The 25,479-nt window shown below is 73.7% G+C and carries 31 protein-coding genes; 18 read left to right on the top strand and 13 right to left on the bottom strand.

The genetic code is table 11. The annotated features are described in order from the left end of the window. Window positions 1-87 precede the first annotated feature (87 nt). From V1L54_RS19350 to V1L54_RS19340, 3 genes are all read left to right on the top strand, one after another. The gene (locus V1L54_RS19350; protein WP_330119313.1) at window positions 88-1,686 is read left to right on the top strand and encodes an ABC-F family ATP-binding cassette domain-containing protein; all 1,599 of its coding nucleotides are present in this window, start codon (window positions 88-90) and stop codon (window positions 1,684-1,686) included. Between the two features lie 355 nt (window positions 1,687-2,041). Continuing rightward, on the top strand, window positions 2,042-2,266 hold the full coding sequence (locus tag V1L54_RS19345) for a helix-turn-helix domain-containing protein (RefSeq protein ID WP_330119312.1): 225 nt from the start codon (window positions 2,042-2,044) through the stop codon (window positions 2,264-2,266). Between the two features lie 99 nt (window positions 2,267-2,365). Continuing rightward, window positions 2,366-3,145, top strand: coding sequence for an enoyl-CoA hydratase/isomerase family protein (locus tag V1L54_RS19340; RefSeq protein WP_330119311.1), 780 nt, complete (start codon window positions 2,366-2,368; stop codon window positions 3,143-3,145). A gap of 62 nt (window positions 3,146-3,207) precedes the next feature. Here the strand turns inward: V1L54_RS19340 and V1L54_RS19335 are convergent, their stop codons facing one another. Continuing rightward, window positions 3,208-4,047, bottom strand: a complete 840-nt coding sequence (locus V1L54_RS19335) for a nucleopolyhedrovirus P10 family protein (RefSeq protein WP_330119310.1) — start codon at window positions 4,045-4,047, stop codon at window positions 3,208-3,210. Between the two features lie 280 nt (window positions 4,048-4,327). On the opposite strand from V1L54_RS19335, the gene V1L54_RS19330 reads away from it, so the two are divergent. The 5 genes from V1L54_RS19330 to amaP are packed head-to-tail and all read left to right on the top strand — an operon-like array spanning window position 4,328 to window position 6,835. After that, entirely contained in the window at window positions 4,328-4,834 is a 507-nt protein-coding gene (locus tag V1L54_RS19330; protein WP_330119309.1) for an Asp23/Gls24 family envelope stress response protein, read from the top strand. Window positions 4,835-4,882: 48 nt separating this feature from the next. After that, window positions 4,883-5,074, top strand: a complete 192-nt coding sequence (locus V1L54_RS19325; RefSeq protein ID WP_330119308.1) for a hypothetical protein — start codon at window positions 4,883-4,885, stop codon at window positions 5,072-5,074. A 3-nt stretch (window positions 5,075-5,077) separates the two neighbouring features. Further along, window positions 5,078-5,491 (top strand): hypothetical protein, encoded by a 414-nt coding sequence (locus V1L54_RS19320; RefSeq protein ID WP_330119307.1) that lies wholly within the window; start codon window positions 5,078-5,080, stop codon window positions 5,489-5,491. A gap of 5 nt (window positions 5,492-5,496) precedes the next feature. Continuing rightward, a complete protein-coding gene (locus tag V1L54_RS19315; protein WP_330119306.1) occupies window positions 5,497-6,213 on the top strand; it encodes a DUF6286 domain-containing protein in 717 nt (238 codons plus the stop codon). 22 nt (window positions 6,214-6,235) lie between these two features. Next, window positions 6,236-6,835 (top strand): alkaline shock response membrane anchor protein AmaP, encoded by a 600-nt coding sequence (gene amaP / locus V1L54_RS19310; protein ID WP_330119305.1) that lies wholly within the window; start codon window positions 6,236-6,238, stop codon window positions 6,833-6,835. Window positions 6,836-6,918: 83 nt separating this feature from the next. Here amaP and V1L54_RS19305 read toward each other — a convergent pair whose 3' ends face one another. From V1L54_RS19305 to V1L54_RS19290, 4 genes are all read right to left on the bottom strand, one after another. Beyond that, a complete protein-coding gene (locus V1L54_RS19305; protein ID WP_330119304.1) occupies window positions 6,919-7,674 on the bottom strand; it encodes an SDR family oxidoreductase in 756 nt (251 codons plus the stop codon). A 5-nt stretch (window positions 7,675-7,679) separates the two neighbouring features. Beyond that, window positions 7,680-8,579, bottom strand: a complete 900-nt coding sequence (locus V1L54_RS19300; RefSeq protein ID WP_330119403.1) for an SURF1 family cytochrome oxidase biogenesis protein — start codon at window positions 8,577-8,579, stop codon at window positions 7,680-7,682. Between the two features lie 109 nt (window positions 8,580-8,688). Further along, a complete protein-coding gene (locus V1L54_RS19295) occupies window positions 8,689-9,720 on the bottom strand; it encodes a DEDDh family exonuclease (RefSeq protein ID WP_330119303.1) in 1,032 nt (343 codons plus the stop codon). Window positions 9,721-9,862: 142 nt separating this feature from the next. Then, window positions 9,863-11,398 (bottom strand): S8 family peptidase, encoded by a 1,536-nt coding sequence (locus tag V1L54_RS19290; protein WP_330119302.1) that lies wholly within the window; start codon window positions 11,396-11,398, stop codon window positions 9,863-9,865. A gap of 430 nt (window positions 11,399-11,828) precedes the next feature. Here V1L54_RS19290 and moaA point away from each other — a divergent pair, with 430 nt between their 5' ends. Next, the gene (gene moaA / locus V1L54_RS19285) at window positions 11,829-12,818 is read left to right on the top strand and encodes a GTP 3',8-cyclase MoaA (protein ID WP_330119402.1); all 990 of its coding nucleotides are present in this window, start codon (window positions 11,829-11,831) and stop codon (window positions 12,816-12,818) included. Here the strand turns inward: moaA and V1L54_RS19280 are convergent. Then, a complete protein-coding gene (locus V1L54_RS19280; protein ID WP_330119401.1) occupies window positions 12,801-13,091 on the bottom strand; it encodes a hypothetical protein in 291 nt (96 codons plus the stop codon). The two genes, moaA and V1L54_RS19280, sit on opposite strands and share 18 nt — an antisense overlap. A gap of 238 nt (window positions 13,092-13,329) precedes the next feature. Continuing rightward, window positions 13,330-13,776: a DUF3099 domain-containing protein gene (locus tag V1L54_RS19275; protein ID WP_330119301.1), complete on the bottom strand. Its 447-nt coding sequence runs from the start codon at window positions 13,774-13,776 to the stop codon at window positions 13,330-13,332. A 235-nt stretch (window positions 13,777-14,011) separates the two neighbouring features. On the opposite strand from V1L54_RS19275, the gene V1L54_RS19270 reads away from it, so the two are divergent. Further along, window positions 14,012-14,290 (top strand): GlsB/YeaQ/YmgE family stress response membrane protein, encoded by a 279-nt coding sequence (locus V1L54_RS19270; RefSeq protein ID WP_330119300.1) that lies wholly within the window; start codon window positions 14,012-14,014, stop codon window positions 14,288-14,290. A 136-nt stretch (window positions 14,291-14,426) separates the two neighbouring features. Here the strand turns inward: V1L54_RS19270 and V1L54_RS19265 are convergent, their stop codons facing one another. Together V1L54_RS19265 and V1L54_RS19260 are read right to left on the bottom strand one after the other, a co-directional pair. Beyond that, on the bottom strand, window positions 14,427-15,845 hold the full coding sequence (locus tag V1L54_RS19265; RefSeq protein ID WP_330119299.1) for a metallopeptidase TldD-related protein: 1,419 nt from the start codon (window positions 15,843-15,845) through the stop codon (window positions 14,427-14,429). Continuing rightward, window positions 15,842-17,362 carry a TldD/PmbA family protein gene (locus V1L54_RS19260; protein WP_330119298.1) on the bottom strand — a complete coding sequence of 507 codons (1,521 nt, stop codon included), beginning with the start codon at window positions 17,360-17,362 and terminating at the stop codon, window positions 15,842-15,844. The genes V1L54_RS19265 and V1L54_RS19260 overlap by 4 nt, the downstream gene beginning before the upstream one ends. A 554-nt stretch (window positions 17,363-17,916) precedes the next feature. Here V1L54_RS19260 and V1L54_RS19255 point away from each other — a divergent pair. Beyond that, on the top strand, window positions 17,917-18,057 hold the full coding sequence (locus tag V1L54_RS19255; RefSeq protein ID WP_330119297.1) for a hypothetical protein: 141 nt from the start codon (window positions 17,917-17,919) through the stop codon (window positions 18,055-18,057). Between the two features lie 90 nt (window positions 18,058-18,147). After that, window positions 18,148-18,360: a hypothetical protein gene (locus tag V1L54_RS19250; RefSeq protein WP_330119296.1), complete on the top strand. Its 213-nt coding sequence runs from the start codon at window positions 18,148-18,150 to the stop codon at window positions 18,358-18,360. Between the two features lie 30 nt (window positions 18,361-18,390). Here the strand turns inward: V1L54_RS19250 and V1L54_RS19245 are convergent, their stop codons facing one another. After that, window positions 18,391-18,612: a PDDEXK family nuclease gene (locus tag V1L54_RS19245; RefSeq protein WP_330119295.1), complete on the bottom strand. Its 222-nt coding sequence runs from the start codon at window positions 18,610-18,612 to the stop codon at window positions 18,391-18,393. Continuing rightward, window positions 18,613-19,023 carry a hypothetical protein gene (locus tag V1L54_RS19240; RefSeq protein ID WP_330119294.1) on the bottom strand — a complete coding sequence of 137 codons (411 nt, stop codon included), beginning with the start codon at window positions 19,021-19,023 and terminating at the stop codon, window positions 18,613-18,615. It lies immediately after the preceding gene. Between the two features lie 244 nt (window positions 19,024-19,267). Between V1L54_RS19240 and fabG the strand changes: the two genes are divergently transcribed. Further along, the gene (fabG, locus tag V1L54_RS19235; RefSeq protein ID WP_330119293.1) at window positions 19,268-19,972 is read left to right on the top strand and encodes a 3-oxoacyl-[acyl-carrier-protein] reductase; all 705 of its coding nucleotides are present in this window, start codon (window positions 19,268-19,270) and stop codon (window positions 19,970-19,972) included. A 5-nt stretch (window positions 19,973-19,977) separates the two neighbouring features. After that, window positions 19,978-20,757 (top strand): enoyl-ACP reductase FabI, encoded by a 780-nt coding sequence (gene fabI, locus V1L54_RS19230; RefSeq protein ID WP_330119292.1) that lies wholly within the window; start codon window positions 19,978-19,980, stop codon window positions 20,755-20,757. 95 nt (window positions 20,758-20,852) lie between these two features. On the opposite strand, the gene V1L54_RS19225 is transcribed toward fabI, so the two are convergent. Next, entirely contained in the window at window positions 20,853-21,200 is a 348-nt protein-coding gene (locus tag V1L54_RS19225) for an SH3 domain-containing protein (protein ID WP_330119291.1), read from the bottom strand. 325 nt (window positions 21,201-21,525) lie between these two features. Between V1L54_RS19225 and V1L54_RS19220 the strand changes: the two genes are divergently transcribed. From V1L54_RS19220 to V1L54_RS19205, 4 genes are all read left to right on the top strand, one after another. Continuing rightward, a complete protein-coding gene (locus tag V1L54_RS19220; RefSeq protein WP_330119290.1) occupies window positions 21,526-22,806 on the top strand; it encodes a CynX/NimT family MFS transporter in 1,281 nt (426 codons plus the stop codon). Window positions 22,807-22,822: 16 nt separating this feature from the next. Continuing rightward, window positions 22,823-22,939 carry an SGM_5486 family transporter-associated protein gene (locus V1L54_RS19215; RefSeq protein ID WP_330119289.1) on the top strand — a complete coding sequence of 39 codons (117 nt, stop codon included), beginning with the start codon at window positions 22,823-22,825 and terminating at the stop codon, window positions 22,937-22,939. A 210-nt stretch (window positions 22,940-23,149) separates the two neighbouring features. Then, window positions 23,150-23,362 (top strand): hypothetical protein, encoded by a 213-nt coding sequence (locus V1L54_RS19210; RefSeq protein ID WP_330119288.1) that lies wholly within the window; start codon window positions 23,150-23,152, stop codon window positions 23,360-23,362. Window positions 23,363-23,497: 135 nt separating this feature from the next. Further along, window positions 23,498-24,016, top strand: a complete 519-nt coding sequence (locus V1L54_RS19205) for a SixA phosphatase family protein (protein WP_330119287.1) — start codon at window positions 23,498-23,500, stop codon at window positions 24,014-24,016. A gap of 56 nt (window positions 24,017-24,072) precedes the next feature. Here V1L54_RS19205 and serB read toward each other — a convergent pair whose 3' ends face one another. Further along, window positions 24,073-25,320, bottom strand: a complete 1,248-nt coding sequence (gene serB / locus V1L54_RS19200; protein WP_330119286.1) for a phosphoserine phosphatase SerB — start codon at window positions 25,318-25,320, stop codon at window positions 24,073-24,075. Window positions 25,321-25,479 lie beyond the last annotated feature (159 nt).

The following is a 25,479-nucleotide window of genomic DNA, read 5'->3' as shown; positions in this document are numbered from 1 at the left end:
ACCTCCTCGTGCACTAGCGGCGTACGCCCGTCCCGAGAAGTCCCTGACCATGACGTACGCGCGTCCACCCTGCCCTGGAGTCTTTCCGTGATCACCGCCACCGGAGTGGAGCTGCGCGCCGGCGCGCGGGTCCTCATCGAGTCCGCCTCCTTCCGTGTCGCCCGGGGCGACCGCATCGGCCTCGTCGGCCGCAACGGAGCCGGCAAGACGACCCTCACCCGCTGCCTGGCCGGGGAGGGCACCCCCGCCGCCGGGACCATCACCCGCACCGGCGAGGTCGGCTACCTGCCCCAGGACCCCCGCACCGGCGACCTCGACGCGCTCGCCCGGGACCGCATCCTCTCCGCCCGCGGGCTGGACACCGTGCTGCGCCGGATGCGGGAGAACGAGGACCGGATGGCCAACGGCCGCGGTGCCACCCGTGAGAAGGCGATGAAGAAGTACGAGCGGCTGGAGACGGAGTTCCTCACCAGGGGCGGCTACGCCGCCGAGGCCGAGGCCGCCACCATCGCCGCCAGCCTCGGGCTGCCCGACCGTGTGCTCGGCCAGCCCCTGCACACCCTCTCCGGCGGTCAGCGGCGCCGGGTCGAGCTGGCCCGCATCCTCTTCTCGGACGCCGACACCCTCCTGCTGGACGAGCCGACCAACCACCTCGACGCCGACTCGATCGCCTGGCTGCGGGACTTCCTCAAGACCTACCGCGGCGGCTTCGTGGTCATCTCCCACGACGTCGACCTCGTGGAGACGGTCGTCAACAAGGTCTTCTACCTCGACGCCAACCGCTCCCACATCGACATCTACAACATGGGCTGGAAGCAGTACCTGATCCAGCGGGAGGCGGACGAGAAGCGGCGCAGGCGCGAGCGGGCCAACGCCGAGAAGAAGGCCGCCGCGCTCAACGCCCAGGCCGACAAGATGCGCGCCAAGGCCACCAAGACGGTGGCCGCGCAGAACATGGCCCGCCGCGCCGAGCGGCTGCTGGCCGGGCTGGAAGGGGAGCGGCAGGCCGACAAGGTCGCCAGGCTGCGCTTCCCCGACCCCGCCCCCTGCGGCAAGACCCCGCTGATGGCGGAGGAGCTGTCCAAGTCCTACGGCTCGCTGGAGATCTTCACCGATCTATCGCTCGCCATCGACAAGGGCTCCCGGGTGGTCATCCTCGGCCTCAACGGCGCGGGCAAGACCACCCTGCTGCGCCTGCTGGCCGGGGTGGAGAAGCCCGACACCGGCCGGGTCGTCCCCGGGCACGGGCTGAAGCTGGGCTACTACGCGCAGGAGCACGAGACGCTCGACCCGGACCGCACGGTCCTGGAGAACATGCGCTCCGCCGCTCCCGACCTGGATCTGGTCGAGGTCCGCAAGACGCTGGGGTCCTTCCTGTTCTCCGGCGACGACGTGGACAAGCCCGCGAGGGTGCTCTCCGGCGGCGAGAAGACCCGGCTGGCGCTGGCCACGCTGGTGGTCTCCTCGGCCAACGTGCTGCTCCTGGACGAACCGACCAACAACCTCGACCCCGCCAGCCGCGAGGAGATCCTGGGCGCCCTGCGCACCTTCACGGGCGCGGTGGTGCTGGTCACGCACGACGAGGGCGCGGTGGACGCGCTCCAGCCGGAGCGGATCATCCTGCTGCCGGACGGGGTGGAGGACCTGTGGGGCGAGGAGTACGCGGACCTCGTCGCGCTGGCCTGAGCGCGCGACGGCCGTGTTGATCACATCTTTATGGATCATTCGGCCGACGCGTGATCCATCATCTGTGTGAGACCGGCTCGTATCGCGGCGCTGTCGGACGTCGAGAGCGCGCGCGGTGTGGCATAGACCTCCCGCGACACTGGTTTGCCCTTTCCGCCCCCGTGCTGACCTGCGCCTTCCTGTGTCCGCCCGGTCGTGTGCCCGGTGCCGACGGACCGGAATCAGGCACTCCGGCGGTTCCCGCCCCTTGCCCGCAGGCCAAGGTCGTCGTACGGACCTTGTCGAATGGGTGGCCAGAAGACCGGCAAGGGGTGATCATGAGAGTCCAGAGCGCACTTCCCATGAGGAGGCACGGGTGGCCGAGACTCTGAAGAAGGGCAGCCGGGTGACCGGCGCCGCGCGCGAGAAGCTCGCGGCTGATCTCAAGAAGAAGTACGACTCCGGTGCGAGCATCCGGGCACTGGCCGAGGAGACCGGCCGTTCCTACGGATTCGTGCACCGGATGCTCAGTGAGTCCGGCGTGACCCTGCGCGGTCGCGGCGGCGCCACACGGGGCAAGAAGACCACGACGACGTCCTGAGACCCAGGGTGTCCGCCAGGGGCGCCACCCGGTCGGCCATCCGACCGGCTGGGTGGTTACTCTTCAGTCACTTGACTGTGGAAGCCCCTGGAGGTCCTCATGACCCTGCTCGACGAGGACGGCGTACGGCTCGCCGTCGACGGTGCCGTGGCCACGGTCACGCTCGACCGCCCGGCCAAACGCAACGCCCAGACCTTCGCCATGTGGCGTGCCCTGGCCGAGGCCGGGCGACTGCTGCCCGGTGACGTCCGGGTCGTCGTGCTGCGTGCCGAGGGGCCGTCCTTCTCCGCCGGCCTGGACCGGCAGGCGCTCACCCCGGAGGGCTTCGAGGGCGAGCCGTCCTTCGTCGACCTGGCCCGCGGTTCCGACGCCGAGCTCGACGCGGCCATCGCCGGCTACCAGGAGGCCTTCACCTGGTGGCGGCGGAACGACCTGGTGAGCATCGCGGCCGTGCAGGGGCATGCCGTCGGCGCCGGTTTCCAGCTCGCGCTCGCCTGCGACCTGCGGGTGTGCGCCGACGACGTCCGGTTCGCCATGCGCGAGACCGCTCTCGGACTGGTCCCCGACCTCACCGGCACCCATCCGCTCGTCGCCCTCGTCGGCTACGCCCGCGCGCTGGAGATCTGCGCCACGGGCCGGTTCGTGCACGCCGAGGAGGCGGAGCGGACCGGTCTGGCCAATCTCGTGGTGCCCCGCGCCGAACTCGACGGGGCCACCGCCGATCTGGCGGCGGCGCTGCTCGCCGCACCGCGCGACGCGGTGATCGAGACCAAGGCGCTGCTGCGCGGCGCGGCCGGGCGCACCTACGACGAGCAGCGCGCGGCCGAACGCGCGGCCCAGGCCCGCAGGCTGCGCGAGCTGGCCGGTCTCGGCGACTGACCCCGGACGCCCGGCGGGGCCGGTGCGGGGCGTCTCGCCGGCTCGTCACCGGCCACGCTCCGTCACCGCTCGTTCGGCTGATCCGCCGCCTCCGGGGGCTCCGTCACCTCCGTCACCTCCGTCACCACGACCGCGACCGTCACCGGGCCGGGCGCGCCGTCCGCCGTCCGCGCCACCGCGTCGCGGACCTCGCGCACCACGTCGAGGGCGCGGTGGCCCCCGGCGACCGCCAACTGGATCTGCACATGGCGGCCGGAGGGGCCCCCGGGGCCGGTGGTCTCCGTGATCCGCACGGGCCGCGCCGCGCCTCCCAGGAGGGGGGCGAGGTGTGCCACGCCCGGGACGGCCAGCGCGGCGGCGCGTACCGCGGCCTCCGGACCCCCCGCCGCCTCCGCGGTGTCCGCCGTCTCCCTCTCCGCCGCCTCCGCTCCGGTGGTGTCCCCGTCACCGGGGGAATCGTCGCCGGGATCCGCCTCGGGAGCCCCCTCCGGTGCGGCGGTGTCGTCCGGTCCCTCCAGCAGCCCGGTGATCCGCAGGTCGACCGCTGCCACCGCCAGCCCCAGCCGGCTGTCCGCGGCCTCGGCCAGCGCCGTGCGCAGCCGTTCGGCGGCCACCGGCAGCGGCTCGTCCGCACCGGCCGCGAAGTCCGCCTCGATCCGCACCGGACCGGGCGGCAGCGCACTGGGGGGCGCGGGCACGGCCGGTGCGGCCGTGTCCGGGCCGGCCGGTGCGAGCCGCAGTCTGCCGGGCCGCACCCCCGGCAGTCCGTCCACCGCCCGCCGCAGCACGCCGGCCGCGGCCCGTTCCGTGAGCCAGGCGCCGTCCGCCGCCTCGCCCAGGGGAAGCAGCCGGCCGAGGCCGAGCTGCCGGCGTACGGCCTGGGTCAACTGGTCCGCGACCATGGGTCCGCGCTCCTCTCCCGCAGGCCGCCGGGAACCGCCGTGTGCCTCCGGCGGTTCCCGGTGTCCTCCGGTGTTCTCCGGTGTTCTCCGATGTGTCTGTTCCGTCGTCTTCCCCGGGACTTCCCCCGTACCGTCCCGGACGCCAGCTTTCCGTATCGGAGCCGTTGCGGGCGCATGCTTCCTCCGATTGGCGGTACCCGTACGGGGCCTTGAGATCGAAGCATGCCTAACGTGGCTAAAGGCATGGAAATATCCATTCACACAGGTAAGGGTGAGAACGATGGCGGAGACCACACAGCAGAACCGCACGGGGCCCTCCGGTGCCACCAAGGAGTCCGCCGAGCTGGGCAAGGGCAGGCAGTTCGGTGAAGGGCGCGGCGCGAGCGACCCGGGTGCCCGGGGGAAGACCACCATCGCCGACGGAGTGGTGGAGAAGATCGCCGGTATGGCGGCCCGGGACGTCGACGGCGTCCACGCCATGGGAAGCGGGGCGGCCCGCACCTTCGGCGCGGTGCGCGACCGGGTCCCCGGCGGCGGCAAGCCTGTCACCCGGGGGGTGAAGGTCGAGGTCGGCGAGGTGCAGACGGCGATCGACCTGGACATCGTCGTCGAGTACGGGGTGTCGATCACCGAGGTGGCCGCCGATGTGCGGGAGAGCGTGATCAACGCGATCGAGCGCATGACCGGGCTGGAGGTCGTCGAGGTCAACATCGCGGTCGGTGACGTCAAGCTGCCCGACGAGGAGGACGAGGAGGAGCAGTCGTCCGACAGGCCGCGACTGCAGTAGGGCGACGGGCCGCGGGGGCTCGGCGAAGCATGAGCGAAGGAGCGCACGATGAGCATGGCCGTGGTTGGTCTGGCTGCCGGCATGGCGCTGGGCTTCGCCGGGTACTTCGGCGGTTTCTGGGCCTTTCTGCTGGTGGCGGTGCTGGGGGCCGTCGGCCTGGCCGTCGGCCGGTTCCTCGACGGCGATCTGGATCCGGGGCAGTTCCTCGGTTCCGGCGGCCGCGGCGAACGGCGGCGGTGACCGGTGGCACAGGAGTTCCGTACGGCCGGGGTCTCCCTGGTGCCGGCCGCAGAGCGGGGAGCGACGAGAATCGCCGACCGGGCCGTCGCCAGGATCGCCGCACGGGCCGCCCGCGAGGCGCTGGAGGCCGAACCGGATGTGGCCGGAGTGCCCTACGGCCCGGGCTCGGACCCGCGGACGACGATCGACGTCCACCGACCCCCCGACCGCGACGGCCTGAACGGCGAGGCCCGGGTGCGGGTCGCCGTCGAACTCCCCTACCCCTGTGACATCGGGGCGCGGTGCGGCGCGGTGCGGCGCCGGATCGTCTCACGGGTGCGGGAACTGGCCGGTATGACGGTCCGGCAGGTGACCGTCGAGGTGACACGGCTGCACTCGGCGCCGCTCGACGCCGGGGACACCGGAAGGGTGCGGTGAGCGCGATGAGCCATGACGCCGCCCGGCAGCCGCCGACCCCGGGGAAGGCCGCCGGCACCACTCCGGAGGACGGCGAGGAGCGGCCCGCCACCGACGCCTCCGCCGACACCTCGGCCACGGCCTCCCCGCCGGACGGCCCGGGAGACGGCACGGAGGGGGGCGGGGGAGGACGGGCCACTGGACGCCTCTGGTCCGCCCGGCGGGTGCCCGCCGCCGTCCTGGCCCTGATCCTGGCCGTCGTGGCGGCCGTACTGCTGTACGAGGCCGTCGCCGCGAGCATCGACAAGTCCGCCGCCCCGTGGCGGCGCGAGGTCACCGGTGAACTGGACGCCCGTCCGCTGGACGACCTCTGGGTGATCGCCGGCGCGGCGCTCACCGCCCTGCTGGGGCTGTGGCTCCTGGTCCTGGCGCTCACCCCCGGACTGCGCGGACTGCTGCCGATGCGCGGCAGCGGCACCGGCGGAGTCCGGGTACGCGCCTGGCTGGAGCGGTCCGCCGCCGAACTGACACTCCGCGACCGGCTGCTGGAGGTACCCGGGGTGCAGTCGGCACGGGTGCGCGTCGGACGGCACCGGATCACCACGCGGGTACGGGCGCACTTCCGGCCGCTGGAGGAGGTGCGGGGAGACGTGGACCGGACTCTGGAGGACGGCGTCCGGCTGCTCGGGCTCGCCCGGCGGCCGAGGCTGTCGACCCGGGTGCGCCGTCCGAAGAAGGAATAGCGGAGAGGGTGAGGTGGGCCGGATGCTCAAGGCGGTGAACCGGGTCCTGCTGGGACTGGCCGGACTGGTGCTGCTGGCGCTGGGACTGGCCGTGCTGGCGGCCGGCCTCGACCTGTGGCGGCGCTGGAACCTCGACCCGCCCTCGGGATGGCTCTGGAGCGGACCGGACGAGGTGCTGCTCGGCCGCGGGAGCCCGGCCTGGTGGCAGGACGCCGGCTGGTGGCGCTGGCTGGTGGTGATCGGTGTGCCCGCCGCCCTCCTCCTGCTCGCCCTGTGGTGGCTGGCGGTCCAGCTCCGGCGGCAGCGGGCGGACACGGTACTGGTCGACAGCGGCGACGGCTACGGGGCCCTGCTCCGGGCGGGGACCCTGGAGGACGCGGTGGCCGCCGAGGCCGGGACCATGGCGGGAGTGGAGCGGGCCAAAGTGACCCTGGGCCGCCGCCGCACCGGAGTGCGGGCCCGGGTCGCGGTGGCGCTGGCCGCTCACGCGGGACCCGCCGGGACCCTGGCGGGCCTGCGGGAGGGGCCCCTGGAGCACGCCCGCACCTCGGCGGGGCTGGACAGGCTCTCGGCGGATGTCCGGATGCGTTCGGCGCGGCACCGCGCCGGACGGGTGAGCTGACGGCGCGCGTCCCGGCCCCCGGACCGGTCCGGGGGCCGGGACACGCGCCGGGACCGGGTGACCGCCCGGCGGGCACCTGAGGGTCAGAAGCCGTGCCGGGTGCCGCCGTCCACCGGGAGCAGCACACCGGTGAGGTAGGAGGCGGCGGGGGAGAGGAGGAAGGCCGCCGCCCGTCCGAACTCCTCCGGGGTGCCGTAGCGGCGCAGCGGGATGGCGGCCGAACCGCGCTCCCGGGCGGCCTCGGCGTCCCCGGTGAGCGCGTCCAGCTCACGTACCCGGTCGGTGTCGATACGGCTCGGCAGCAGCCCGACGACCCGGATGCCGCGCGGCCCCAGTTCGTTCGCGAGCGACTTGGCGAAGCCCGCCAGCCCGGGCCGCAGCCCGTTGGAGACCGTCAGACCGGCGACCGGCTCGTGCACCGAGCCGGACAGCACGAAGCCGATCACCCCGCCCTCGCCCAGCCGCCCGGCCGCGGTGCGGGCCAGCCGCACCGCGCCGAGGAAGACCGTCTCGAACGATGACCGCCACTGGTCGTCGGTGATCGTCTCGAAGGAGCCGGCGGGTGGCCCGCCGACACTGATCAGCACCCCGTCGAGCCGGCCGTGCCGCTCGTACGCCGCCGCCACCAGCCGGCCGGCGGCGGCCGGGTCGGCGTTGTCCGCCGCGATGCCGGTGGCGTCCCCGCCCAGCCGAGCGGCGGCCTCGGCCGCCGACTCCCCGGTGCGGCCGGTGACGATCACCTTCGCGCCGTCGGCGGCGAGTTCCCGGGCGGCGGCGAAGCCCAGGCCGCGGGTGGCGCCGGTGACGAGATACACCCTGTCCTGCAGTCCGAGATCCATGGTGCTCAGTCTGCCCGCCGGTCCGCCGTCCCGAGAGCCGAGGGGGCGGGACCGGTGGGGGAGGGAACGGGGTGCCCGCCGATCCCGCCCCTCTCGGCGTCCTTCCGGGGACCACCGCCGGAGCCGGCACCGGGGCCGCCGCCGGCCCCTTTCCCGGCCCGCTCCGCCTCCGCCGCGCGGTCCCGGAGCTCGCGGCGGACCAGTACCACCCAGCCCACCGGGACCGCCGCCGCGAACAGCCACCACTGGAACGCGTACGCCAGATGCGCGCCGATGCCGTTGTGGTCCGGTTCGGGGAGGAGTTCGGGCTGCTCGCCCGACGGTTCCGGCGAGGTCTCGGCCAGAGCGAGGTAACCGCCCAGGACCGGCCGGTCCAGTTCCCGGGCCAGCCGTCCGCTGTCGATCAGCATCACCTGGCGGGGCGGCAGCCCCTCCTTCTCCTTGACCCCCTCGCCCGTCCTCTCGTCCGGCATCAGCCGCCCGGTCACGGTGACCTCACCGGTGGGTGCCGGCGGTACGTCGGGGAACCTCGTCAGGTCCTCACCCGTCGGGATCCAGCCGCGGTTGACCAGCACGGCCGTGCCGTCCGCGCGGACCAGCGGGGTCAGCACGTGGTACCCGATCCGCTTGCCGGCACCGGTCCGCTGCCGTACGACCACCTCGTCGCGGGTGTCGTAGGTGCCGGTCGCGGTCACCGGGCGGTACCGGTCGCCGTCGGCCGGGCCGCGGCCCGGGGCGGTCAGCTCGTCCACGGGCACCGGATCGGCGGCCAGGCTGGCGGCGATCAGCTCGTTGCGCGCCACCCGCTCCTCGTGCCGGTTCCACTGCCAGAAGCCCAGCCGGACCATGGCCGGGATCAGCAGGAGCGCGACAAGGGCGAGGATCACCCACTGCCGGGAGAGCAGGAAGCGGTACGGAGAGGACTCCGGCGCTTCCGGGGGCGCCGGCGGACCCGGCGGTCCCGGTGGGTCTGAGGACACTGACGACACGGTTTCGACGGTACCCCGCCGGGCGTCACTCCCGTGGGGCGGGGGCCTCGGCGGCCGGGAGCACGTCCCGCAGGAGCTGGGTGAAGGCGGCCTCGTCGATCACCGGGGTGCCGTGGGCACGCGCCTTGACGGTCTTGGAGGTGCCGGAGTCGGGATCATTGGTGACCAGCAGACTGGTGAGCCGGGACACACTGGTCGCGACATGGAGCCCGGCCTCCACGGCGCGGTCCTCCAGCAGCTCCCGGTCGGTGGAGGTGTCGCCGGAGAACGCCACTCGCATGCCCTGGACCAGCGGCCCGCCCGGCTCGTACCGCCCGGGGTTGGGATAGGGGCAGGCCGGCCGCCTGCGCGAGGGACGCCAGCTCCCCGCGGGGGACCGCGGACGTCCGCCGCGGGCACCCGGGGCGGTGACGCTGTCGGTCCACTCGGTCAGTGGCTGGCAGGCCAGCAGGGGCAGCCGTATGCCGCCGGCGGCGGCCAGGCGCAGACTCGGCCGGAACGCCTCGGCCAGCACCCGGGCGTCGTCCAGCGCGTGGTGCGCCCGGCGCTGGACGACGCCGTAGTGCGCGGCGAGGGTCTCCAGCCGGTGGTTGGCCAGGGGCAGGCCCAGCTCCTTGGACAGGGCGATGGTGCACAGCCGCTGCCGTACGGGGGGCGTCAGCCGGGCCCGGGCGTACTCACGGGCGATCATCGACCAGTCGAAGACGGCGTTGTGCGCGACCAGCACCCGGCCCCGCAGCCGCTCGGCGAACTCCTCGGCGACCTCCGCGAAGACGGGGGCGTCGGCCAGCATCTCGCTCGTCAGACCGTGTATCCAGGTCGGTCCCGGATCCCGCTGGGGATTGACCGGGGTGTACCAGTGGTCGATCACGTCCCCCAGCGCGTCCAGCCGGTAGACGGCGGCGGAGACGATGCGGTCGTCCCGGGCGAGCCCCGTGGTCTCCACGTCCACCACCGCGTAGCTCTCGGGGTATTCGACGGGCCAGGCCGGGGTGCTGGGCTGCGCCGCGTGCCGCGCCGTGGGTCGCAGGCGGTGGGCCGACTGGTCTTCGAGCATGGTCCCAGAGGATACGGGGCTCAACTGACACCCCCGTATCACCGCTGGTCGCACGGGACACCGGAGCGCTGACGCGGCGTCGGGCCCGGCCACCGGAGTTCCGGCGGCCGGGCCCGACGCCGCGGACCACTCGACCGGCGGGTTACTCGACGGCGTCCAGGGCGTCGACGATGCCGTGGCCGTAGAAGCCGTTGAGGTGCCTGCCGCCCTCACAGGTGGAGTCCTCGGTCCCGTTGCCGTCCGGGTCGTAGAACTCCGGGCAGCCGGGGTTGTCCGCCTGCGCCTTCAGCATCCACTGGAGGGCGGCCGGGCTCGCCCAGGGGTGCTCGCTCTTGAGCAGTGCCGCCACACCCGCGACATGCGGGCTGGCCATCGAGGTGCCCTGCAGGAACGCGTAGGACTCGTTCGGCATGGTCGACAGGATCCGGCCGTTCCCCGAGGGGGTGTCCGGGATCTGGAACCGGTCGCCGCCGGGCGCCGCCACATCGGCGACCTTGTGGCCGTAGCTGGAGTAGTACGACTTCAGGTCCTGCACGCCCGTCGCGGTGACCGTCACCACGCCCGGCAGCTGGGTGGGCAGGTCCAGGCACTCGGACGGGTCGATGGTGCGCGGGACCGGCTCGGTGTCGTTCGGGCTGGAGTCGTCGACGATCTCGTCGGCGGCGAGGTCGTCGTTGGAGTTGCCGGCCGAGGCGACGTGCAGGGTGCCCCTGCGCTCGGCGTAGCGGGCGGCCCGGTTGACGGCCTCCACGACCGCGCCCTGGTCCGGGTCGTCCTTGCAGTTGTAGAGGTAGGGGTCGATGTAGTAGCTGTTGTTGGTGATCTCCACGCCCTTGTCGGCCGCGAAGACGAACGCGCAGATCACCGCCTCCGGGTAGAAGAGGCTGGTGTCGGGCTCGCTCACCTTGATGGAGGCGACCTTCACCCCCGGCGCGACCCCCGCCACGCCGATGCCGTTGCGGGCGGCGGCGATGGTGCCCGCGACATGCGTGCCGTGGTAGTCGTCCGCGGTGTACGGCCGCCAGGCGCCCTCGCTGGTGTCGGCGACGCCGCCGACGCAGTTCGCGGACTGGCCCGCCGAGAAGTTCGGGGCCAGGTCCGGGTGGGTGTCGTCGACCCCGGTGTCGATGACCGCGACGGTGACCTTGCCGCTGCCCGGGTTGACCTTGCTCGCCTCGTCCGCGCGTATGGAGCGCAGACCCCACAGATCGGCCTCCAGCGGTTCGGCGTCGGGGACGTCGGCCGTTTCGGCGGCGCTCGTCCCGGCCTCCTGCGACACGTACTGGGGAGCGCCCACCTCGGTCGTCGCCGCGGGCCGCAGCGGCGCGGTGCGGGTGGCGCCGGCGGACCGCACGCCGCGCACCCCGCGCATCTCCTCGGCGAAGTCCGGGTTCGCGGAGTGGGCGACGATCACGCCGATCTTCCGGTGCGTGACGACGACCGTGCCGCCCGCCCCGGCCACCGCCCTCTCGACCCGCCTGACCGTGCCGGGGTGGGAGGAGGTGTTGACCACGTACGACAGTTGCTCGCCGTCCGCGGCCGCCGGTGCCGCGACCGCGGGCGCCGCCTCCTGCGCCAGTGCCGTGCCGGCGCCCGGCAGCAGGGCCAGGGAAGCGGCCACGGCCAGTCCGGTCGGCACCGCGACGGCGCGGCGTCGGCGGGAGGGTCTCGATGCCATGGATTCTCCATGTCTGTGGGAACGTGGGACCCGCAACTCCGCGTCCGCATAGCGGACTTGGGTGTGCGGATGTACAACGATGGAAGTTAACGCCCTCACCGGCGAGGCGGCAATGGGCCGGGCCCTCCGGAGCGGCGGGCTCCGCTCCGGGGCGGGCGCCTGCCGGCGAGGCCGGTTCCGGCGCACCCCCGCTCCGCCGGGGCCTCCCGTCCGGCCGGCGCGGCTCGCCGGTGCCGGGGCGAGGAGGCGAGTGGCCGGAACGACGCCGGCCCCAGGCGCGTTCCCCGGCCGGAGCGGGGGCCCGCCGGCGGACGCCCGCGCCGCGCCCGTGCGGCGCCGGACCGGGACACCGGCCGTACGCTGCCCGCCGGATGACAGGGGCGTCGCGTACGCTGCCTGGAGATGTCCAACCGTGGGAGGGGCTGTCGGCATGCTGCTGGACACCTACGGCCGGGTGGCCACCGATCTGCGCGTGTCGCTCACCGACCGGTGCAATCTGCGGTGCACCTACTGCATGCCCGAGGAAGGGCTCCAGTGGCTCGCCAAACCCGATCTGCTCACGGACGACGAGATCGTCCGCCTCGTCACGGTAGCCGTGACCCGGCTCGGGGTGCGGGAAGTGCGTTTCACCGGCGGTGAGCCGCTGCTGCGCCCGGGACTGGTGGGCATCGTCGAGCGCTGCGCCGCCCTCGAGCCACGGCCGAAGCTGTCACTGACCACCAACGGCATCGGGCTGGAGCGCACCGCCGGGGCGCTGCGCGAGGCCGGACTGGACCGGGTCAACGTCTCCCTCGACACCATCGACCCCGAGGTGTTCCAACGGATGACCCGCCGCAAGCGCCACGCCGACGTGCTGCGCGGTCTGGCGGCGGCCCGCGCGGCGGGACTCGCCCCGGTCAAGGTGAACGCCGTGCTGATGCCCGGCGTCAACGACACCGAGGCGCCCGAACTGCTCTCCTGGGCCGTCGAGCACGGCTACGAGCTGCGGTTCATCGAGCAGATGCCGCTCGACGCCCAGCACGGCTGGCGGCGCCGGGACATGGTCACCGCGGGCGACATCCTGGCCTCGCTGCGCACCCGCTTCACCCTCACCCCCGAGGGGGAGGACAGCCGGGGGTCCGCGCCCGCCGAGCGCTGGCTCGTCGACGGCGGTCCGCACCGTGTCGGTGTGATCGCCTCCGTCACCCGGCCCTTCTGCCGTGCCTGCGACCGCACCCGGCTGACCGCCGACGGCCAGGTCCGCACCTGCCTGTTCGCCCGGGAGGAGTCGGATCTGCGCGGGGCGCTGCGCGCGGGCGCGGAGGACGAGGAGATCGCCGGGCTGTGGAGGACGGCGATGTGGGGGAAGAAGGCGGGCTCCGGACTGGACGACCCCGCCTTCCTCCAGCCCGACCGCCCGATGTCAGCGATCGGCGGCTGAGCCGCCCCGGCCCGCGCCGTCCGCCCGGCCCTCCCAGACGTCCAGGGCCACCACGTCCTTGAGGAAGTCGCGCATCCCCAGGAACCGCGACAGGTACTCCCGGTGCTCCTCGCAGGCCAGCCAGGTCTTGCGGCGCTCCGGGGTGTGCAGCTTCGGGTTGTTCCAGGCCAGCACCCACACGGCGGGTTCCCGGCACCCCTTGGCGGAGCAGACCGGCGTGTCGCCGGGGCTGTCGTGGCTGCCGGAGTTCTTCTCGGACGCGGGGGCGCTCATGGGATCGGTCACGAGTCCCATGAGAACACGGTCACGGGAGGCGGTGGCGGACCCGGCGGGTGGCCCGGGGGTGAGAAAAAACGACGCCGGGCAGCCACGGGGGGAGCCGCCCGGCGTCGGTCTGTCGCTCCGACGGGGGATGCGGAGCGTGTACGCAGTATGGCACGTGCACCCATTCTCCCGGCACCGGAACAGCGCGATTGGTGGGAGTTTCCCAAGTCCGGCGCTCCGGAGCGGCTCATTCCCGCCGCTCGGGCCCCGACCGGCTCGGTTCCTGCCGGTGCGTCGTCTCCCGAGCCGCGCCGCCGGCCTCCCGCTCGGGGGCCCGCCCGTCCGGCTCCCGGTCGGACCGCGGCTCCGGGGGCTCCGGATACCCGGTGTGCGCCGTGTGCCCCAGCGCCGTCCGCGGCGGCGCGGGGAGCAGCGACGCCGGGGTGGGGGGCGCGTTCTCCCGTCCCGCGTTGGCGACCACCACCGCCACGTAGGGCAGGAGCGCCCCGAGCACCAGGGCGAGCACGGCGAGCGGACGCTGCACGTTCCACAGCAGCACGGTCAGCAGGACCGCCGCGGTACGCACCAGCATCGCCGCCACATAGCGCCGCTGCCGGCCGCGTACGTCCTCGTCGAGACCCTGCCGCGCTCCGGTGATCTGAAAGACCTGTGGCCCGTGCTGCCTGCGCCTCACGACTCCACCACACTCCACCACCCGCTCATATGGCCGGCAACCTGGGACGTCCGCGCCGGGTTCCCGGCTTTTTCCACACTACGCCCCTGCTGCGCCGCATACGAGGCCGGGGAGAGGGCACCCGGACCGCCAGGGACGACTCCCACCCGGACGGTCTCCCGGACCACCCGGTACGGGAGCTCTCCGGCACAAGCTGAACGCACAGGGCACATCGTGCGTCGCACGAGGAGGCGACATGAGCTGGTTGTGGGCGATCATCGTGGGTCTGGTACTGGGTGTGCTGGCCCGCGCCGTCCTGCCGGGCAGGCAGGACATCCCTCTGTGGCTGACGGCCATCTTCGGAATCCTCGGCGGGATCCTGGGCAACGCCGTGGCCGGCTGGGTCGGTGTGGGGAACACCGCGGGTATCGACTGGATCCGGCATCTGCTCCAGCTCGCCGGAGCCGTACTGATCGTGGCACTGGGCACCCCCCTGTACGCCAAGGTCAGGGGAGGCAGCAGGCGTACCGCCTGACACCGCCCGGCAGGATCCGGCCGCGGCTGCGAAGCCGCCCCGTACGGCGGGACGACAGGACGGGGGCCGGCGCGCTCACCGGGCGCGCCGGCCCCGTCCCGTCCGCGGGAGTCGGCCGGGCGGGAGTCCGTACCGCTCACACCCCCCGGCTGACGGAGCTCATGTTGAAGTCGGGTACGCGCAGCGGGGGCATCGCGGCCCGGGTGAACCAGTCCGACCACTCGCGCGGCAGCGTGCGCTCGCTGCGTCCGGCCTCGGTGGCCCGGCCCAGCAGGTCGACCGGCGACTCGTTGAACCGGAAGTTGTTCACCGCGCCCGTGACCTCGCCCTTCTCCACCAGGTAGACGCCGTCCCGGGTCAGCCCGGTCAGCAGCAGGGTCGCCGGATCGACCTCGCGGATGTACCACAGGCAGGTCAGCAGCAGGGCGGGACCGTCGTGCCCGGCGCCGGCCACCATCTCCTCCAGCGAGGCGCTGCCGCCCGCGTCCAGGATCAGGTTGTCGATCCCGGGTGCCACCGGCAGACCCGTCAGCCCCGCCGAGTGCCGGGTGGTCAGCAGCTGCCGCAGCTCGCCGTCGCGAATCCAGTCGGTGGCCGCCAGCGGCAGGCCGTTGTCGAAGACCGACGCGTCGTCCCCGGAGGAGTGCGCGATGACGAACGGCGCCGCCTCCAGACCGGGCGCGTCCGGGTCGCTGCGCAGCGTCAACGGCAGCTCCGACAGCCGCTCTCCGACCCGGGTACCGCCCCCGGGCCTGCTGAACACCGTGCGGCCCTCGGCGGCGTCGCGCCCGGCGGACGACCACAGCTGGTAGATCAGCAGATCCGCCACGGCGCTGGGCGGCAGCAGCGTCTCGTACCGCCCGGCCGGCAGCTCCACCTGCCGGTCGGCCCATTCCAGGCGCCGCGCCAGCTCGGCGTCCAGCGCCTGCGGGTCGACGTCACCGAAGTCGCGGGTGGCCCGCCCCGCCCACGCCGAGCGGCTGCGGTCCGGGGACTTGGCGTTGATCTCCAGAGTGCCGGTGGGCTGGTCGTGCCGGAGCCGCAGCCCGGTGGACGTCCCCAGGTAGGTGGAGACCATCTGGTGGTGGGCGAAGCCGTACAGCTCGCGGCCCTCGGCCCGGGCCCGGGCGAAGGACTCGCCCAGCGCCGGGGCGAAGGAGGCGAAGACCGCCGAGGAGGTCTCGGCCGGTGCCTCGGTGAAGCCGGGAGCGGCCGGCCCGCCGGTCACCAGTGGCTGGGCGTCCTCCGCCGGGCCCGCGGACCGCGCGGCCTGCTCCGCGGCCCGTACCAGCGGCTCGAGGTCCGCGTCGGTGACGGCCGAGCGGGAGACCACCCCCGAGGCCGTGCCCTCGGCCCCGTCGACGGTCGCGATGACGGTGAGGGTGCGGCCCCGGGTGACGCCGTTGGTGGTCAGCGCGTTGCCCGCCCACCGCAGGTTGGCGGTGGACTCCTCGTCGGCGATGACCACACAGCCGTCGGCCCGGGACAGCTCCAGCGCGCGTTCGACGACCTCGTGCGGGGCGGGGGACGCCGAAGATACCGAGAGTGCAGTCATCGACCGGCCTCCTGGGCGGTGTTGAGGATGTTGACGCCGCGGAAGAGCGCGGAGGGACAGCCGTGCGAGACGGCGGCGACCTGGCCCGGCTGGGCCTTGCCGCAGTTGAACGCGCCACCGAGCACGTACGTCCGCGGCCCGCCGACGGCCTCCAGCGAGCCCCAGAAGTCGGTGGTGGTCGCCTGGTAGGCCACGTCGCGCAGCTGCCCGGCGAGCCGACCGTTCTCGATCCGGAAGAAGCGCTGCCCGGTGAACTGGAAGTTGTGGCGCTGCATGTCGATCGACCAGGAGCGGTCGCCGACCACGTAGATGCCCCGCTCCACCCGGGAGATCAGCTCCTCGGTGTCCGGCCCGTCCGGGTCGGGCCGGAGCGAGACGTTCGCCATGCGCTGCACGGGGACGTGGCCGGGGGAGTCGGCGAAGGCGCAGCCGTTGGAGCGGCCCAGGCCGGTCAGCCTCGCGATCCGCCGGTCGAGCTGGTAGCCGACCAGGACGCCGTCCCGCACCAGGTCCCAGGACTGGGCCGCCACGCCCTCGTCGTCGTAGCCGATCGTGGCCAGCCCGTGCTCGGCGGTGCGGTCGCCGGTGACGTTCATGACCGGCGAGCCGTACTTCAGCGTGCCCAGCTTGTCGAAGGTGGCGAAGGAGGTGCCCGCGTACGCCGCCTCGTATCCCAGCGCCCGGTCCAGCTCGGTGGCGTGGCCGACGGACTCGTGGATGGTCAGCCAGAGATTGGAGGGGTCGATCACCAGGTCGTACGTACCGGGCTCGACGCCGGGCGCGCGCATCTTGCCGGCCAGCAGCTCCGGGATCCGCGCCAGCTCCCCGTCCCAGTCCCAGCCGGTGCCGGTCAGGTACTCCCAGCCCCGCCCCACCGGCGGGGCCAGGGTGCGCATCGAGTCGAACTCGCCGGAGTCGGAGACCGAGACGGCCGTCAGCTCCGGGTGGAGACGTACCCGCTGCTGGGTGGTGACGGTGCCGGCGGTGTCCGCGTAGAACTTGTTCTCCTGGACGGTCAGCAGTGAGGCGTCCGTGTGGGAGACCCCCTCCGCGGCCAGCAGCCGTTCGCTCCACTGCGCCAGCAGCCCGGTCTTCTCCGTGTCCGGCACGTCGAACGGGTTGGTCTCGTAGGACGAGACCCAGGTCCGCTCGCCGTGCACCGGCTCCTCGGCCAGCTCCACCCGCTCGTCGGAGCCCGCGGCCCGGATCACCCCTGCCGACAGCTCCGCCATCGCCACGGCCTGCTCCGCCACCCGGACGGCGGCGTCCGCCGTCATGTCCACGCCCGAGGCGAACCCCCAGGCGCCGCCGTGCACCACCCGCACCGCGTAGCCGGTGTCGGTGATGTCCGAGGAACCGGCCGGCCGGGCGTCCCGCAGCCGCCAGGAGGCGCTGCGGATCCGTTCGAGGCGGAAGTCGGCGTGCTGGGCCCCCAGCGCCCGGGCCCGCGCGAGCGCCGCGTCGGCGAGCGCGCGCAGCGGCAGCGCGAGGAAGGACTCATCGATCTCGTGCACCACGGACGCTCCTCCTTGTCGACGCATGATCGAAGTCAACCATGCCGGACCGGCCGGGCGCGGCGGATTTCGCGGGCTCCGGGCCATGCCCGTCCGGCCTACCCTGTCAGGGCGGCACGGCACACGGGGACCGTGTGCGGCGGGCGGGGCGGCGGGGGAGCGGGAGTGGGCGACACGGACCGGCCGGGCTTCCCCGGGCCGTGGCTGCTGCCCTCCCCGGCCGTTCTGCTGACGCTGACGGCCCGGGGTGTCGCGGTCCATCCGGAACTGCCGGAGCGCGTGCCGCGGCATGTGGGCCCGGGCGGCGTCGACGCCCGGACGGACAGGTCCGTCGGCGCGGTCTTCCTTCCCGTCTTCCGCTGCGCCGGGGCCACCGCGATGATGACGGCCGTCCGTGCGGCGACGCTGCGTCTCCGCCCTGCCGACGAGCTCGCCCCGGCGAGCGGACCTCGGGGCTGGTCAACCGGCCCGTCACCCGGGCCTCGGCGCTGCGGACCGTCAGGGCGGTACTGCTGACGAACGCGCTGATCGGCCTGCTCGTGGCCCTGGGCTGCGCGGTGACGTGGCGCACCGGAGCGGACTCGGACGTTCCCGGCTGGCTCCTCGCCCTGCCCCTGGGGCTGGCGAGCGCGGTGCCGGTGCTGGTGGCGGCGGTACGGGACCGGCGGGACCGCCGAGGACACGGCCGCCGCGGCTGATCCGGCGGGGGTGTCCGCGCGGGGATCGGGGGTACCCGCCACCGCCCCGGCCTCCGTGTCAGGGAGGCCCACCGCGTGGGAGGTGTGGACATGAGCGACTACTCCGGTCCCTACGGCGTCGACCACGATCCGTCCGAGATGGCGGACGCCGAGGCGAGGGACAGGGCGAAGGGCGGGGGAGAGAAGAAGGACCGGCACCCCGGCGGTACGGCGGGCACCGAACGAGGCGGTCGTCCGGCGGAGCCGGAACACGGCCGGTCCGGCGCGGAGAGCCGGGAGGGGGACGGGGAGCCCGGGGAATAGGCCGCGGCGCGGCCGGCCGGCGGACGGAGGTCAGTCCTCTGCGCCGTCCGGCTCCCCGTCCCCCTCCGCGGAGGTCTTGAACCCCGAGGTGTCCAGGTCGCAGCCGAAAGGCTCGGGGATGCGCAGCGGTTCCCCGAACGGCGTGGTCAGCCGTGCGTTGTGACCCCGCTCGGACGGCCGCCAGAACACCGTGGCGGTCTGCTCGCGCATGTCGAGCAGCAGGTACACCGGCACACCGCAGCGGCCGTACACCTAGACCCTGTCGTTCCAGTCCACCTCGCGCGTGGAGTCGGACGTCGGCTCGGCGACGAAGGACAGCGCGTCGCCGTCGATGTATCGCTTCCGGGTTCGGAAAGCCGCCATGTCCGCGACGAACACATCCGGCCCGTAGGCACGCTCGGCCCCGGGGAAAGCGAACAGGAAAGGCGCGTGGTCGACGGTGTGCCCGGGCGGCAGATGCGGCCCCGACTGAGCCCGAAGGGACTGCATGACCGGCAGGTAGTAGCCCTTCGACCACGGCGACATGACGATGTTCCCCCCGACGATCTCCGCCCGGTAACCGTCGGGCACCTCCATGCTCAGCAGAGTGCGGCACAGCTTTTGAAAGCGGGCTGTGCCGGAGGGAACGTCCATGGCCGTCGGTCGTTCGAGCATCACTGTCATGATGCGCCTCCTCGCGCCCTTACACCATTCGCCACCCAGCGTGTTTCTTCCGGGGCGCACGGTGGTCGCCCGATTCCCGTGCGGCCGGCCGCCGTACGAGCTCCCCGGGAGCCCTCCCCGTGCGGCTCTCTGTAGAAACCCCACAGTGTCCCGGCAGAGCCCCTGTCGGCCCCCGGTTCCCCGAAGGGGCATGCCTGGCGATAGCTTCTCCAGGAGTACCCGCTACCAACGGAAGGGTGTTCCCTTGAGCCGCTCGGTTCTCGTCACCGGAGGCAACCGCGGCATCGGCCTGGCCATCGCCCGTGCCTTCGCCGACGCAGGCGACAAGGTCGCCGTCACCTACCGGTCAGGTGAGCCCCCGGAGGGCTTCTGCGCCGTCAAGTGCGACATCACCGACGCCGAGCAGGTGGAGCAGGCCTACAAGGAGATCGAGGAGCGGCAGGGCCCGGTCGAGGTGCTGGTCGCCAACGCGGGTGTCACCCGCGACCAGTTGCTGCTGCGGATGTCCGAGGAGGACTTCACCTCCGTACTGGAGACCAACCTCACCGGCACCTTCCGGGTCGTCAAGCGGGCGAGCAGGGGCATGCTCCGCGCCCGCTCCGGGCGCATCGTGCTGATCTCCTCCGTCGTCGGCCTGCTGGGCTCGGCCGGGCAGGCGAACTACGCCGCGTCCAAGGCGGGGCTGGTCGGCTTCGCCCGCTCGATCGCCCGGGAACTGGGCTCCCGCAACATCACCTGCAACGTGGTCGCGCCGGGGTTCGTGGACACCGCCATGACGCGTGTGCTCACCGACGAGCAGCGCGAGAAGATCGTCGGGCAGGTACCGCTGGGCCGTTACGCCCGGCCCGAGGAGGTCGCCTCCTCGGTGCGCTTCCTGGCCTCGGAGGAGGCCGCTTACATCACCGGAGCCGTCATTCCCGTGGACGGCGGATTGGGTATGGGGCACTGAACGCCATGAGTGGACTTCTCGCCGGAAAACGTGTTCTCGTCACCGGGGTGCTCACCGAGTCCTCGATCGCCTTCCATGTCGCCAGGCTCGCCCAGGAGGAGGGCGCGGAGGTCGTCCTCACCGGCTTCGGGCGGCTGACCCTGGTGCAGCGGATCGCCAGGCGGCTGCCGAAGGAGGCGCCGGTGATCGAACTGGACGTGCAGAACAAGGAGCACCTGGACACCCTGGCCGACCGGGTCGCCGAGCACCTCGGCGAGGGCGTCGGACTGGACGGCGTGGTGCACTCCATCGGTTTCGCGCCGCAGGACGCGCTCGGCGGCAACTTCCTCAACACCGGCTGGGAGTCGGTCGCCACGGCGGTGGAGGTCTCGGCGTACTCGCTGAAGTCCCTGACCATGGCCCTGCTCCCGCTGCTCGAGAAGCGCGGCGGCTCGGTCGTCGGCATGGACTTCGACGCGCAGGTGGCCTGGCCCAAGTACGACTGGATGGGCGTGGCCAAGGCGGCGCTGGAGTCCACCTCCCGCTACCTCGCCCGTGATCTGGGACCCAGGAACATCCGCTGCAACCTGGTGTCGGCCGGTCCCATCAAGTCCATGGCGGCCAAGTCCATTCCGGGCTTCGAGGAGCTGGCGGACGTCTGGAACACCCGTGCCCCGATCGGCTGGGACCTCGCCGACCCCGAGCCCGCGGCGCGCGGTGTGGTCGCCCTGCTCTCGGACTGGTTCCCCAGGACGACGGGCGAGATCGTGCACGTGGACGGCGGCGTCCACATGATGGGGGCCTGACGGACGAGCGTCTGACGGCGGTCTGCCGCCCGGCGCCCGGCGTGGTCGCACGCCGGGCGCCGGGGCGTCTCACGGACCGGCGGGGCCGGGCCGCCTCAGACCTGGTTGCAGTACGGCACGCTGCCGGTGTTGGCCACATAGCGGGCCGCCACCCATGCCTGGCGGTCGCGCAGCAGGTACCAGACGGGGTTGCCGTCGATGTTCTGGGCGCGCACCTTGCACTTCAGGCCGACCTGGGCCCGGTAGGCCAGGCCGCCCACGACGTGGGAGTCGGTGCTGGGGTACTGACGCTCGTAGACACCGCTGGGCGCGGTGACGGTCCCGTACGGCAGGGCGGGGTGCGCCTGGGCGGTGCCGGTCAGGACCGTGCCGCCGAGCAGCGCCGCGGTCAGGAGCGTGCCGGCGGTCCTGGCCGCCGTCCTCCGGGTTTTCGTGCCGAACATGCGGGCCTCCTCCACTTGGGGATGAAAAGGGGCAAGAAGGCCATCCCGTCCACTGGGCCGGGGCAAACCGCGTCTCCGTCTTCCGGGCCCCCGTCTTCACGCGTCCGGGGCAGCGCACGGAGGGCGCGACGGCGCAGCAGAGGGATGGGGAGCACGGATCGGGTGCGGACGCCCGGTTGCGGGCCCGGCGCGCGAAGCGGCGGCGCGTCACCCCGGCCGGTTCGCCGGCCGCCGCCCGCCTCCCGCCGGATGTCCGGCGGCCCTTCGCGGACGAGTGCCCGGGGCGGATCCGGCCCGTCCGTCCGGTGAACCTATGCTGCCTGCCATGGCCGATGACCCCGTGAGCAGTGATCACCGGCCGGACGCCGGCACGGCGGCCGTACCCGCGGTGCCCGCGGTGTTGTCCCGGCGGGCGCGGCTGCTGCTGGCCGCCGCCCTCGTCCTGGCGGCACTCAATCTCCGTCCCGCCATCAGCGGGCTCGGCCCCCTGCTGGCGGAGGTCCGCGACGGCCTGGGGATGAGCGGCACCGTCGCCGGACTGCTCACCTCCGCGCCCGCGCTGTGCTTCGCCGTCTTCGGCGGCGCCGCGCCCCGGCTGGCCCGCCGCTGGGGGCCCGCCGCCGTGGTGACCGGCGCGCTGGCCGCCGTCACCGCCGGTCTGGCGCTGCGCCCGCTGGCGGGCGGCACGGCCGCGTTCCTGGCCGCCGGCGTGCTGGCGCTGGCGGGCATAGCGACCGGCAACGTCCTGATGCCCGTGGTCGTCAAGCGCTGGTTCCCGGACCGGGTGGGCCCGATGACCGGCCTGTACTCCATGGCGCTCTCCCTGGGCACCGCGGCGGCCGCCGCGTTCACCGTCCCGCTGACCGGTGCGCTGGGCGGCGGCTGGCGCCTGGGCCTGGGGATGTGGGCGCTGCCCGGGGCGCTCGCCCTGCTGGTCTGGCTGCCGGTCGCCCGTACCTGCCGCGCGCGCGCCGGTTCCGCGGACCGGGGCGGCGGCGGTACCGGCGCGGACGGCCGGACGCCCCCGGTGCGCGTCACCCGCTCGCCCACCGCCTGGGCGCTCGGTGTCTTCTTCGGCCTCCAGGCCACCGCCGCCTACGTCACCATGGGCTGGCTTCCGCAGATCCTCCGGGACGCCGGGGTCCCCGCCGCCACCGCCGGCCTGCTGCTCGCGGTCGCCATGGGCCTGGGCATCCCGCTGTCCTTCGTGCTGCCGCGGATCGCCGCCCGGCTCGGCCACCAGGGACCCCTGGTCGCCGTCCTGGCCGTCTGCGGGCTCGGCGGGTACGCCGGGCTGTGGCTCGCCCCGGCGGGCGGCGCCTGGGCCTGGGCGCTGCTGCTGGGCGTCTCCAACTGCGCCTTTCCGCTCGTCCTCACCATGATCGGCATGCGGGCGCGGACCGGTGCCGGGGTGGCCGGACTCTCCGCCTTCGCGCAGGGCACCGGCTATCTGATCGCCGTTCCCGGGCCGCTGCTGGTCGGTGTCCTCCACCAGCACACCGGGGGCTGGCACGCCCCCCTGCTCCTGCTGGCGGTCCTGATGGCCGTCCAGCTCGCGGTGGGCACGGTGGCGGGCCGGGACCGCTGCGTGGAGGACGGCCACTGAGTGGAACACTGGGCGTATGCCAGTGCTCGAACCCGATCCGCCCAACGGCCGGAAGAAGCTGCTCGTCGTCCTCGGCGCGATGCTCGGCATCACCGTCGTCATCGCCCTCGCCGCCACCGTCATCGCCCCGTAGACCCCCGACGGCCGCCCCCGGACCGGTCCGGCCCGGTGCCCGCCCGGCCGACCGGACGGGCACCGGGTGGTGGGGCTGTCCCCACCACCCCCTAGGGGGTCAGGCTCAGGGGGCAATGGGTGGGTCACCGGATGGGATCGCCGCCCCGGAGCCCGTAGCGTCGTGGAAGAGGCAGACGAGGCCACGCGACACAGGACGGAGGCGAGTTCGATGACCGCCCACGCACCCACCGGCCGGCCCTCCCGCCGCACCGCGGGCCGCGGCGCGGCCACCCGGCTGCCGTGGTGGGCAGTGGCGCTTCCCGCACTGGCCTTCGCCGTGCTGCTGTCGCTGGCCGCCGGCGGCGGCGATGCCGAGGCGGCCGAGTCCTCCACGCACCTCTTCCGGCTGCTGGAGTACTTCTGGCAGCTCCTGACGGGCTGACCCGCGGCCCGCGCGACACACCGGTGACCGCGCCGGCGGCGGCTTCGGCGGCAACACGGCGGGCACGGGGCCGGCCGGCCCCGCAGGCGCCCAACTCCCCGCGCCACACGCCGCCATTCGTGCGAAGCTGGACACATGAGCGTCGAAGTGCCCCGCAGGATCGTCATCCTCCGACACGCCAAGGCAGACTGGCCCCAGGTGGCCGACCACGACAGGCCGCTCGCGGAGCGGGGCCGCAAGGACGCCCCGGTCGCCGGCCGCTGGCTCGCCGCGAGCGGCATCCTCCCCGATCTCACCCTCTGCTCCACCGCCGCCCGTACCCGCGAGACCTGGAAGCTGTTCGCCCACGAGCTGCCCAGCCGTCCGAAGACGGTCTACGAGGAGCGGCTCTACGAGGCCACGCTCGGCGAGCTGATCGCGGTGGTCAACGAGACGCCGGACGACGTCCGGGACCTGCTGCTCATCGGCCACAACCCCGGGATGCACGCACTGGCCGACGCCCTCGCGGGTGAGGCCGAGGAGGACGCCAGGACCAGGCTGGACCGCATCGGCTTCCCCACCTCCGCCATCGCGGTGATCTCCTTCACCGGCCCCTGGAAGTCCGTCGAGCACGGCGTCGGCCGCCTCGAGGCGCACTGGTCGCCGCGCGACTGAGCGGGTGGCGCGGGCGGGTACGCGTCCGCGCCACCCCGGCCCGGTCCGGGGCGTTCTCACGCCTGGGCGGCGTCGGCCGCCTCGACCTCCTCGCGGGTGATGCCCAGCAGGTAGAGCACGGTGTCCAGGAACGGCACGTTCACCGCCGTGTGCGCGGCCTCCTGCACCACCGGCTTGGCGTTGAACGCCACTCCCAGACCCGCGGTGTTGAGCATGTCCAGATCGTTGGCGCCGTCGCCGATCGCCACGGTCTGGGACAGCGGGACGCCGGCCTCGGCCGCGAAGCGGCGCAGCAGCCGCGCCTTGCCCGCCCGGTCCACGACCTCGCCGACGACCCGGCCGGTCAGTTTCCCGTCCACGATCTCCAGGGTGTTGGCCGAGGCGAAGTCCAGCCCCAGCCGCTCCCGCAGATCGTCGGTGACCTGGGTGAAACCGCCCGAGACCACCCCCACCTGGTAGCCCAGCCGCTTGAGGGTGCGGATGAGGGTGCGGGCGCCGGGGGTGAGCCGGACCTCGGCGCGCACCTTGTCGACGACCGACTCGTCCAGCCCCTCCAGCAGTGCCACCCGGGCGTGCAGCGACTGCTCGAAGTCCAGCTCGCCGCGCATCGCGGCGGCAGTGACCTCCGCGACCTTCGCCTCGCAGCCCGCGTGCGCCGCGAACAGCTCGATCACCTCGTCCTGGATGAGCGTGGAGTCCACGTCCATCACGACCAGGCGCTGCGCCCGCCGGTGCAGCCCGGAGGCGACGACGGCGACATCCACGCCCAGGGCCGCCGACTCGGTGGCCAGCGCGGTGCGCAGCGGCCCGGTCGCCGCGCCCGAGACGGCGAACTCCACCGCCGTGACCGGGTACTTCGCCAGCCGGAAGATGCGGTCGATGTTGCCGCCGACACCGGTTATCCGGGCGGTGATGGAGGCCGTCGCCTCGGCGGTCAGCGGATTGCCCAGGACGGTGACATGGGAGCGGCCGGTGCCGCGCGGCCGGTTGTCGCCCCGGCCGGAGATGATCTCCGCCTGGAGCCTCACCGACTCCGCCCAGGTGTGCACCCGGGCCCGCAGCTCTCCCTCGGCGCCGTCCCCGCCCGGCGTGGTGACCAGGGCGCACAGGGTTATCCGGCCCCGGGTGACGACCTGCTCGATGTCGACGACGTCGAGGGAGTAGGCGGACAGGACCTCGAAGAGACCGGCGGTGATGCCGGGCCGGTCCCTGCCGAAGATCTTCACCAGGAGGGTGGGGGTGTCCTCGTCGGTGGCGGAAGGGATAGCCGACGGGACAGTCGGCGGAGTCTGCGAAGCGCTCATGGTGGTCCCTACGGTATCGAGCACCGGTACGGTTCCGTACGTGCCGTCCGTACCCCGGACACCCGCTCCGAGACCGGTACGGAGCCGGCGGTACCCGCGTGCCCAGGGGCGTCCACCGCCCCGGGTGCCCCGTGGTGCCGCGGCGGCGGGGAGGCGTTC

The sequence above is a fragment of the Streptomyces rubellus genome (assembly GCF_036323805.1).
Classification (GTDB): domain Bacteria; phylum Actinomycetota; class Actinomycetes; order Streptomycetales; family Streptomycetaceae; genus Streptomyces.
This window is presented reverse-complemented; position numbering and strand designations above follow the sequence as displayed.